Source organism: Actinomycetes bacterium, from assembly GCA_036000965.1.
GTDB lineage: Bacteria > Actinomycetota > CALGFH01 > CALGFH01 > CALGFH01 > DASYUT01.
In genome coordinates, this window is record DASYUT010000115.1 from 1 (window position 1) to 10,424 (window position 10,424).

Genomic DNA, 10,424 nt, shown 5'->3' on the forward strand with positions numbered 1-10,424 from the left:
GATGCCGCCATCCTTGCGGACCCGCCAGAAGTGGATGGCCATGAAGATGACGATCACGAACGGGAGCATCAAGACGTGCAGCACGTACCAGCGCAACAACGTATTTGTTGAGATTTCCGAGCCACCGAGGAGCACGAAACGCACCTGGTTCCCGAAGACGGGCGTGTAACCCATCATGTTCGTGCCGACGGTGACCGCCCAGAGCGCGAGCTGGTCCCAAGGCAGCAGGTAGCCGGTGAACGAGAGCAGCAGGGTCAGCATCAACAGGATGACGCCGATGACCCAGTTGAACTCCCGGGGCGGCTTGTACGACCCGTGGTAGAAGACGCGGGCCATGTGCAGGAACACGGCCAGCACCATGAGGTGCGCGGCCCATCGGTGCATGTTCCGCACCAGGAGACCGAAGGTCACCGCCGTCTGCAGGTGGTAGATGTCGTTCCAGGCCGATGCCGCGGTCGGCCGGTAGAAGAACATCAGGAAGATGCCGGTGACCGTGAGCAGGATGAAGAGGAAGAACGACAGGCCACCCAGGCACAACGTGTAGGAGACCTTCACCGCGTGCCGCTTCACCTTCACCGGGTGAAGGTGGTAGAGCACCGAGTTCATGATCACGTAGGAGCGGTTCCGGGGGCTGTCGGTGTAGCCCTTCCGGAAGAACGACCCGGGCCGGAAGATCGAGCTCCACGCCTGGGAGCCCTTCATTTTTTCTCCGGCTTCGACGAGTCTGCCTTTCAGGCCGTCCCCGTTGCCGTTCGCCACCCCGAATCCTCCCAGTGAATTGGCTTAGAACCGTACTCCGTAGGCGTATCCGTGCCTGTTGTCGCGCTGGTGGGGATCACCCGCCGATCGGCCCGCCTGGGTCTTGCCCAGGATGATGACCCCGGTGGGGCAGCGGTCCACGCACAGGGCGCAGCGGGTGCACACGTCCTCGTCCACCACGAAGAAGACGTGGTCGCCCGGATCCTCACCCGGTTGCTCGGTGTTGACCGCCTCTTCGATGGCGTTCACCGAGAGCATGTGGATGCACTTCCACGGGCAGATGTCGACGCAGCCCTCGCACAGGATGCACTCGGCCTGGTCGATGTGGAGGAACTGCTTGGGCTTCACCGCCGAGTTGAGCCACGCCGGGTCCACCTCCTGCAGCTGGTAGGAGGTGGCGAACTCGGGCATCGGGGGATTGGCGTCGGTCTTGGCCACCGGTCAGTCCTTCTTGGTCACAGGTCGCGAGAAGGCCGACGTCCCCGACGGGGTGGCGGGGACCGGGGTGGACGTCTTGGGCTTGGCCATGCCCCGCTTCTGCCACATGCTCCACACGACGATGTTCAGGCCGAGGAAGACGATGTAGAAGCCGGCGGCCACGGTGTCCCGGAGCGCCCGTCCGGAGATGTCGAGGGCATACGTGTCGAGGAGGATCTTGTCTTCCCGCAGGCCCAGCTTGGAGTCAGCCCAGGTCAACCACTCGTGGGGCACCACGCCGTAGGCCATGAGGAACATGGCGAAGACGGCCATGGCCCCGGCCATGCTCTGGGCCCAGGTCGGCGGGAGATCACTCTTGGGCCGCTTCAACAGCCGGAAGAAAACGAGGAAACCGACCGCCGTTACGAAGAGCGAGAAGAAGAACCGGCCTGGCTCTGTGGAGAAGTAGTTGATGACTGCATCCACCGAACTGGGCTCCTCGTGAACGTTTGCACAAAGTCCGATTCTACAGGAGGACAGCCTCCTCCTGTGTTGGTGGCCCAACGTGCCTGCGGGGCCAGGAAACGCACCCACACGTTACCGTTCTCGGCCCCGCACCAGCCGTAACGAGGCCCATCCGTTGGGGTCGAAAAGGTCCCTGTCAGCCAGAATGCTGACCGTGGCCGAACGGTTCGACGTGGTGGTGGTGGGCGGTGGCCCCTCCGGGGCGGCGGCTGCCTACTGGCTGGCGGAGGCGGGCCACGACGTCCTGGTGGTGGAGAAGTCGCGCTTTCCCAGGGACAAGACCTGCGGTGACGGACTCACCCCCCGGGCGGTACGCCAGCTCCACGACATGGGGCTCGCCACTCCGCTGGGTGAGTTCCACCGGTTCGGAGGTCTGCGCTCGGTGGCCCATGGGATCACCCTCGAGTTGGAGTGGCCCCGCCACCCGGAGTTCCCGCCCTACGGCTACGTCGTCCCCCGCCGTCACCTCGACGAGATGGTGGCCGGCGCCGCCGTCAAGGCCGGTGCCACGCTGTGGCAGGCCACGGAAGCCACCGCTCCCGTGGTCGAGGGCGGGCTGGTGGTCGGGGCCCGGGTGCGGCACAAGGACACCGGCACCATCGAGGACGTCCGTGGCCGCTACCTGCTGGTGGCCGACGGGGCCAACTCCCGGTTCGGACGGGCCCTGGGAACCGCCCGCGCCCGGCGCTACCCCCTGGGGATGGCCATCCGGGGGTACTACCGCTCCCCGGGCCACGCCGAAGACTGGATCGAGAGCCACCTCGACCTGCGCGACGCCAAGGGCGACGCCCTCCCCGGCTACGGCTGGATCTTCCCCGTGGGGGACGGGACCGTGAACGTGGGGGTCGGCCTCCTGTCCACGTTCCGGGACTGGAAGGCGATCAACACCTCCCGGCTCATGGAGGCCTTCGTGGCCACCGCCCCGGCCCACTGGGGCCTGTCGCCGGAGACCGCCACCTGTGCCCCCACCGGCGGCCGGCTCCCCATGGGCAACTCGGTGGAGCCGTCGGCGGGGCCCACGTGGCTGGTGGTGGGTGACGCCGCCGGAGCGATCAACCCCTTCAACGGCGAGGGCATCGCCTACGCCTACGAGACCGGCCGTCTCGCCGCCGAGGTCTTCGACGAGGCTCTGCGGACGGGCGACGGACTGGCCCTGTCCCGGTATCCGGCGCAGCTGGCCGACGCCTACGGCCTCTACTTCCGGGTGGCCCGGGCCTTCGTACGCGCCATCGGCAACCCCGTCGTCATGCGGGAGCTGACCCGGGTCGGGATGCGGTCGCGCACCCTCATGGAGTGGATTCTGCGGATCATGTCGAACATGCTCCGGCCTGACGAGCTGGGGCCCGCCGAAGCCGCCTACAAGCTGGTCGAACGCCTCGTCGCCGTCGGCCCCGAGCCCTAGTCGAGGGGCGTTTCCGCCAGCCCTCCCGGCGAGCGGTAGCCTCGCGCGCCTCTGACCGAGTACCTCCCGATTCTCGTCATGCTCGTGCTGGCCACGGTTTTCGCCGGCGCGTCGTTCGCCGCCTCGTCGCTGCTGGCCCCCCGCCGGCCCACGTCCGCCAAGCTCGCTCCCTACGAGTGCGGCATCATCCCCGAGCACGAGCCCGCCGAGCGCTTCCCGGTCAAGTTCTACCTGGTGGCGATGGTGTTCATCATCTTCGACATCGAGCTCGTCTTCCTCTATCCCTGGGCCGTCATCTTCCGCCGCCTGGAGATCTTCGGGCTGGTGGAGATGGGTCTGTTCCTGGTGGCCATCGTGGTCGCCTACTGCTATGTCCTCTCTTCCGGCGCCCTCGACTGGGGCCCGGCCCGTAAGGTGGGCGAGCGGATCGTCACCCCCGTGCTCCGGGCCGCCACCTGGCCCCGGCCGGAGCCGCCCGCCGCTCCGCCCGGGGAACCGGAATCGGGGGAGGCGGCCTGAGATGGGCCTCGAGGCGCTCAACCAGTCGTTCCTGACCACGCGCCTGGAGGACCTGGTGAAGTGGGCCCGGCGGAACTCGGTGTGGCCCGCCACCTTCGGCCTGGCCTGCTGCGCCATCGAGATGATGGCCACCGGCGCCGGCCGCTACGACCTGGCCCGGTTCGGCATGGAGGTGTTCCGGGCCTCGCCCAGGCAGGCCGACCTCATGATCGTGGCCGGGCGGGTGTCGCAGAAGATGGCGCCGGTGCTGCGCACCATCTACGACCAGATGCCTGAGCCCAAGTGGGTCATCTCCATGGGCGTCTGCGCCACCTCGGGCGGCATGTTCAACAACTACGCGGTCGTCCAGGGCGTCGACCAGATCGTGCCCGTCGACATGTACGTGCCCGGCTGCCCGCCCCGTCCCGAGATGCTGATGGACGGCATCCTCCAGCTCCACGAGAAGATCAGGAAGGGCGAGCCGCGCTCCAAGCTCGTCCTGCCGGAAGGGTCCGGCCGGAGGGGTCCGGGGAACCCCGAAGGGGTGCCCCGGTCGGTTGGGAGGGGTCCGGGGAACCCCGAAGGGGTGCCCCGGTCGGTTGGGAGGGGTCCGGGGAACCCCGAAGGGGTGCCCCGGTCGGAGGGGTCCCGAAGGGGTGCCCCGGTCCATCAGGAGGCATGAGCCAGGTGCAGCCCAGCGACGCCGTCGTCACGCCCCCCGACGCCCTGCAGCCGGTCCTGACCGGCCTGCGCGAGCGCTTCGGCGAGGCGGAGCTGCAGGTGACCGGCCACCGCGGCGAGGTCACCGTCGAACTCGACCGGGCCCGCCTGGTCGACGTGGCCACCTGGCTGCGCGACGACCCGGCTGCCCGCTTCCGCCACCTCTCCGACCTGTCGGGCACCGACTACCCCAACCGCCCTGACCGCCTCTGCGTCGACTACCACCTCTACTCGTTCGAGCACAACGTTCGCCTGCGGCTCAAGGTCCGGGTCACGGTGGAGGACCCGCACGTCCCGAGCGTCACCGGGGTGTGGCCGACCGCCAACTTCCACGAGCGCGAGGTGTACGACTTCTTCGGGGTGCGCTTCGACGGCCACCCCAACCTCATCCGCATCCTCATGCCCGAGGACTGGAAGGGCTACCCCCAGCGCAAGGACTACCCCCTCGGCGGGGTGAACGTCGACTACCACGGCGCCCACGTGCCACCGCCCGACACCAGGCGGTACAAGGGAGGGTGGACGAGCACATGAGCGAGATCCTCCGCGACCACGCCGACGAGGCCAGGCGGGACGGGGACGTGCCCCAGGAGCAGGAGCGGCCAGAGTCCGGCCGCCCGTCCAGCGGCCAGCTCGTGGACGAGGTGGTCGTGCGGCCCGGCGAGGCCTACGACCTGGCCGACAAGCCGACCGCCGAGCACGTCAGCCTGAACGAGCGGCGGGCCAGGCAGGTGCTGGCCATGGGCGGCGGTGACTGGGCCGAGGTCACCGCCCGCAGGCATGCCGAGGGCGACGACGACCTCATGGTCATCAACATGGGGCCCCAGCACCCGTCCACCCACGGCGTGCTCCGGCTGGTGCTGGAGCTGCGCGGCGAGCAGGTGGTGTCCTTGCAGCCGGTGGTCGGCTACCTGCACACCGGCATCGAGAAGTCGATCGAGTTCCGCACCTGGGTCCAGGGGGTCACCTTCGTGACCCGCATGGACTACCTGGCCCCGATCTTCAACGAGACCGCCTACTGCCTGGCGGTGGAGAAGCTGCTCGGCGTCGAGGCGCCGCCACGGGCGCAGGCCCTGCGGGTGCTGATGATGGAGCTGAACCGGATCAGCTCCCACCTGGTGTGGCTGGCCACCACCGGCCTGGAGCTGGGCGCGCTGTCGATCATGCTGTACGGCTTCCGGGAGCGCGAGGAGATCCTCGACATCCTCGAGGACGTCACCGGGCTGCGCATGAACCACGCCTGGGTGCGCCCCGCCGGCGTCTCCCAGGACCTGCCGGACGGCACCGAGGACAAGATCCGCGCGTTCGTCCGCGACATGGGCGGCAAGGCCGACGAGTACGAGACCCTGCTCACCAACAACCCCATCTGGCTGGAGCGGACCAGGGGCATCGGCTACCTCAGCCAGGACCGGCTCGTCGAGCTGGGCGTCACTGGGCCGATGCTGCGCGCCTCGGGGCTGGCCCACGACCTGCGCAAGGCCGAGCCCTACTGCGGCTACCAGCAGTACGACTTCGAGGTGCCGACCGCCAGCGGCTCCGACGCCTACGCCCGCTACCAGGTCCGGCTGGCGGAGATGCGCGAGAGCCTGCGGATCGTGGAGCAGGTGCTGGACTCGCTGCCAGGCGGCCCGGTCATGAGCGAGGACCCCAAGGTCGGCTGGCCTGCCCGGCTGGCCCTCGGGCCCGACGGCCTGGGAAACTCACCCGCCCACGTCAACCACATCATGGGCGAGTCCATGGAGGCCCTGATCCATCACTTCAAGATGGTCACCGAGGGCTTCAAGGTCCCCGCCGGCGAGGTCTACGTCACCGTCGAGTCGCCCCGGGGGGAGCTCGGCTACCACGTCGTCTCTGACGGCAGCAACCTGCCCTACCGGGTCCACGTGCGCGACCCGTCGTTCGTCAACCTGCAGACGGGCGGCCCCATGGCCGAGGGGCTGCTGGTCGCCGACGTCATCGCCGCCATGTCCTCGGTCGACCCCGTCCTCGGCGGCGTCGACCGCTGACCTCACCGCGCAACCCCAAGGAGAACACCACCGCCGTGCCCCTGACCGACGAGACCCTGGCCCGCGCCGAGGAGCTCATCGCCCGCTACCCGGAGCGGCGCTCGGCCCTGCTGCCGATCCTGTTCCTGCTCCAGTCCGAGGACGGCTACGTCTCCCCGGCCGGGGTTGCCCAGGCGGCCGGGCTGCTCGGCCTGACCAAGGCCGAGGTCGGCGCGGTCGCCACCTTCTACACGATGTTCCGCCGCCGCCCGGTCGGCAAGTACATCGTGTCGGTCTGCCGCACCCTGTCGTGCCAGCTCCGCGGCTCGCGCGAGATCGCGGACGCGCTCGCCGAGCGGCTCGCCACGCCGCTCGGCGGCACCGACGAGAGCGGCATGGTCACGGTGGAGGAAGTCGAGTGCCTGGCCGCCTGCGACGGCGCCCCGGTCGTGCAGGTCAACACCGAGAACTACGAGCGGCTCACCACCGAGCAGGCGCTGGAGCTGGTCGAGGCGCTGCTCCGCGACCAGGTGCCCCCGCCGACGTTCGCCGCCGAGGGGTCGGTCACCGAGCCGTCCTCGGCAGCCCTGCACTGGCGGCTGGCCGGGCTCGGCGAGCCCCCGGCGCAGCTCCGCGGAGGTGGCGCGCAGTGACCGACCAGGTGCGGGTGCTGACCAGCCGCTGGCAGGACGGCCGGGCCCACGAGATCGACCGCTTCACCGAGCTGGACGGCTACGCGAGCCTGGACGCCGCCTTCGCCCGCAGCCCGGCCGACCTGGTCCAGATCGTCAAGGACTCCGGCCTGCGGGGCCGGGGCGGGGCCGGGTTCCCCACCGGCATGAAGTGGGGCTTCCTGGCCAAGGGCACCGGCAAGCCGACCTACCTGGTGGTCAACGCCGACGAGAGCGAGCCGGGCACCTTCAAGGACATGGAGCTGCTGGAACGTGACCCGCACGCCCTGGTCGAGGGCGTGATCGTGTCCGCCTACGCCATCGGCTGCCGCACCGCCTTCATCTACCTGCGCGGCGAGTGCGGCTTCGCCGGGCGGCGGCTGGCCGCCGCGATCGACGCCGCCTACGACAAGGGCCTGCTGGGCAGGGACATCCGAGGGTCCGGCTTCGACCTGGAGGTGGTCCTGCACCGGGGCGCCGGCGCCTACATCTGCGGCGAGGAGACCGCCCTGCTCTCCTCGCTCGAGGGCCAGCGCGGCCAGCCCAAGCTGCGCCCGCCCTTCCCGGCCGTGGAGGGCCTGTACCGCGCGCCGACCACGGTCAACAATGTCGAGACGATCGCCACCGTCCCCTGGATCGTCCGCAAGGGCGTGGACTGGTTCCGGAGCATGGGCACCGACAAGTCCCCCGGTCCGAAGCTCATCAGCGTCTCGGGCGACGTCAACAACCCCGGCAACTTCGAGTTCCCGATGGGCACGCCCGCTCGCGCGGTCATCATGGAGGCGGCCGGTGGGATGCTGGACGGCAAGTCGCTCAAGGCGTGGACGCCCGGCGGCTCCTCCACCCCCCTGCTCACCGCCGACCACCTCGACGTCACCTTCGACTTCGAGGCCATCCAGGCGGCGGGCAGCCTGCTCGGCACGGCCGCGGTGATCGTGCTCTCGGAGGACGTCTGCATCGTCCGCGCCTGCCTGAACTTCACCGAGTTCTACGCCCACGAGTCGTGCGGCAAGTGCACCCCGTGCCGGGAGGGCACGGACTGGATGCGCAAGATCCTGACCCGGCTCGAGACCGGGCAGGGGCGCAAGGACGACCCGGGCACCCTCAAGGACATCAGCGACGGGATCTTCGGCCGGGTGTTCTGCGCGCTCGGCGACGGCGCCACCAGCCCGATCCTGTCCGGCCTCAAGCACTTCCCCGACGAGTTCGCCCAGCACGCCGACGGCCGCGGCTGCCCGTTCCCGGGCGCCCGGATGGCCGTCGGCGCGCACTAGGAGACCCGCCCATGGCCGACAAGCCGAGCACCGTCAAGGTCACCATCGACGGCACCGAGCTGGAGGTGCCGCCCGGCACCCTGGTGATCCGGGCCGCCGAGCAGATCGGGGTCGTCGTCCCCCGCTTCTGCGACCACCGGCTGCTCGCCCCCCTCGGCGCCTGCCGCCAGTGCCTGGTCGAGATCGAGGGCCAGCGCAAGCCGCTGACCGCCTGCACCACCACGGTCACCGACGGGATGGTGGTGAAGACCCAGGAGACCAGCGCGGTGGCCAGGGCCGGCCAGGAGAGCAACCTGGAGTTCCTGCTGATCAACCACCCGCTCGACTGCCCCATGTGCGACAAGGGCGGCGAGTGCCCTCTGCAGGATCAGACCTTGGCCCACGGCCCGGGCGAGACCCGCTTCGTCGAGACCAAGCGTCGCTACGAGAAGCCGATCAAGATCTCCGAGACCGTGCTGCTCGACCGCGAGCGCTGCGTGCTCTGCGCCCGCTGCACCCGGTTCTCCAACGAGGTCGCCGGCGACCCGTTCATCGAGCTGTTCGAGCGTGGCGCGCTCGAGCAGGTGGCGATCTTCGAGGACGAGCCTTACGACAGCTACTTCTCCGGCAACGTCGTGCAGATCTGCCCGGTGGGCGCGCTCACCTCGCCGTCCTACCGGTTCCAGGCCCGCCCGTTCGACCTGTCGTCCACGGAGGGCGTTTGCAACCACTGCGCCGCAGGGTGCAACCTGCGCATCGACTCGCGCCGTGGCCAGGTCACCCGCCAGCTGGCCCGCGACAACGACGAGGTGAACGAGGCCTGGAACTGCGACCGGGGTCGCTACGGCTTCGCCTGGGCCCAGGACCCCGAGCGGGTGCTGGTCCCGAGCGTCAACGACGGCGGCCGGCTGCGCACCGCCTCCTGGCCAGAGGCGCTGCGCCGGGCCGCCGACGGGATCAGGGCGGCCCGTGGCAAGGGCATCGGGGTGCTGGTCGGTGGCCACCTGACCGACCAGGACGCGTACGCGCTGCAGAAGCTGGCCCGGGTGACGCTGCGCACCAACAACGTCGACGCTCGCGCCTGGCCGGAGGGCGAGGCCGGGTCCGCGGTCGCGGCCCGGGTCGCCGGCCGGTCGGGCCCCACCTACGCCGACCTCGAGGCGGCCGCGGCGGTCGTGGTGGTCGACCTCGACCCCCACGAGGAGTCGCCCATCCTCTTCCTGCGCCTGCGCAAGGCGGCGCTGCGCAAGGGCGTGCCCGTGGTCACGGTTGGGCCCCGGGCCGGCCGCCTGGCCGAGTTCGCCACTGTGGTGCCGACCCTGCCCGGGGGCGAGCCCGAGGCGCTCGCCGCCCTCGGCCGCAGGGAGGGCGACGCCGGCCGCGTCGTGGCCAGCGCGCGCGGGCCCGGGGGCGCTGCCGGGCCTGGGCCGGGCAAGGGGCCGGTCGTGGTGCTGGCCGGCTGGCGGGCGGCTGCCAGCGGCGCGCTCGACGCCGCGGCCCGGCTCGCCGACGGGCTCGGCGCCCGCCTGGCCTGGGTGCCCAGGCGGGCGGGCGACCGGGGCGCGCTCGACGTCGGCGCCCGGCCCCACCTGCTGCCCGGCGGCCGTGGCGTGGCCGACCCGGCGGCCCGGGCCGAGCTGGCCGAGGCATGGGGGGTCTCCGAGGGCCTGCCCGAGGCGCCTGGCCTGGACGGTCCGGCCATGGTCAGGGCCGCCGCAGCCGGTGAGCTTGGGGTGCTGCTGCTCGCCGGGGTGGACCTGGTACGCGACTACGGCCCGCGCGAGCTGGCCGAGCGTGCCCTGGCCAACGCCTTCGTGGTCGCGATCGACCACTCGGTGAGCGACACCACCCGCCACGCCGACGTGCTGCTGCCCGGCGTGGTCCACGCCGAGACCGAGGGCACGTTCACCGACTGGGAGGGGCGCGTCGAGCGCCAGCGGCCCGCGGTCCCGGTCGGCGGCGCCGCCCAGCCCGTGTGGGAGCTGGCCGACCAGCTCTCGGTCAAGCTCAAGGCCGACCTCGGGCTGGCGAGCTGGGACCGGGTCGCGGCCGAGACCGAGCGGTTCCGGACCCCCCCTGAGGGCGCCGAGGCGGCGCCCAGCGCCGGGCCGGCCCAGGCCGCGCCCACCGCCGGGCCGGCCGAGGGGCGCGGGCCGGAGGCGGCGGCGGCCGAGGGGAGGGAGCCGGAGGCGTCGGC

9 protein-coding genes and 2 pseudogenes are annotated in these 10,424 nt (G+C 70.9%); 8 read left to right on the forward strand and 3 right to left on the reverse strand.

Translation table 11 applies throughout. From position 1 onward, the window contains the following. The 3 genes from extP to VG276_09415 all read right to left on the reverse strand — a co-directional run. On the reverse strand, positions 1-702 hold a 702-nt coding region (extP, locus tag VG276_09405; GenBank protein ID HEV8649604.1), incomplete at its 3' end, for a selenite/tellurite reduction operon b-type cytochrome ExtP. Between the two features lie 81 nt (positions 703-783). Beyond that, complete coding sequence (locus VG276_09410; GenBank protein HEV8649605.1) at positions 784-1,197, reverse strand: 4Fe-4S binding protein; 414 nt, start codon at positions 1,195-1,197, stop codon at positions 784-786. Between the two features lie 3 nt (positions 1,198-1,200). Next, on the reverse strand, positions 1,201-1,662 hold the full coding sequence (locus VG276_09415; protein ID HEV8649606.1) for a hypothetical protein: 462 nt from the start codon (positions 1,660-1,662) through the stop codon (positions 1,201-1,203). 193 nt (positions 1,663-1,855) lie between these two features. Between VG276_09415 and VG276_09420 the strand changes: the two genes are divergently transcribed. From VG276_09420 to VG276_09455, 8 genes and pseudogenes are all read left to right on the forward strand, one after another. Next, positions 1,856-3,103 carry a geranylgeranyl reductase family protein gene (locus VG276_09420; protein ID HEV8649607.1) on the forward strand — a complete coding sequence of 416 codons (1,248 nt, stop codon included), beginning with the start codon at positions 1,856-1,858 and terminating at the stop codon, positions 3,101-3,103. Positions 3,104-3,181: 78 nt separating this feature from the next. Beyond that, a pseudogene (ndhC, locus tag VG276_09425) lies at positions 3,182-3,502 on the forward strand (NADH-quinone oxidoreductase subunit A). A gap of 121 nt (positions 3,503-3,623) precedes the next feature. Beyond that, positions 3,624-4,070 (forward strand): annotated as a pseudogene (locus VG276_09430) (NADH-quinone oxidoreductase subunit B family protein). 209 nt (positions 4,071-4,279) lie between these two features. Further along, on the forward strand, positions 4,280-4,852 hold the full coding sequence (locus tag VG276_09435; protein HEV8649608.1) for an NADH-quinone oxidoreductase subunit C: 573 nt from the start codon (positions 4,280-4,282) through the stop codon (positions 4,850-4,852). 206 nt (positions 4,853-5,058) lie between these two features. Then, entirely contained in the window at positions 5,059-6,324 is a 1,266-nt protein-coding gene (locus VG276_09440) for an NADH-quinone oxidoreductase subunit D (GenBank protein ID HEV8649609.1), read from the forward strand. A gap of 35 nt (positions 6,325-6,359) precedes the next feature. After that, positions 6,360-6,956, forward strand: a complete 597-nt coding sequence (locus tag VG276_09445) for an NAD(P)H-dependent oxidoreductase subunit E (protein HEV8649610.1) — start codon at positions 6,360-6,362, stop codon at positions 6,954-6,956. A 17-nt stretch (positions 6,957-6,973) separates the two neighbouring features. Further along, positions 6,974-8,248, forward strand: coding sequence for an NADH-quinone oxidoreductase subunit NuoF (gene nuoF / locus VG276_09450; GenBank protein ID HEV8649611.1), 1,275 nt, complete (start codon positions 6,974-6,976; stop codon positions 8,246-8,248). Positions 8,249-8,259: 11 nt separating this feature from the next. Next, a partial coding sequence (locus VG276_09455) for an NADH-quinone oxidoreductase subunit G (GenBank protein HEV8649612.1) occupies positions 8,260-10,424 on the forward strand: 2,165 nt, incomplete at its 3' end.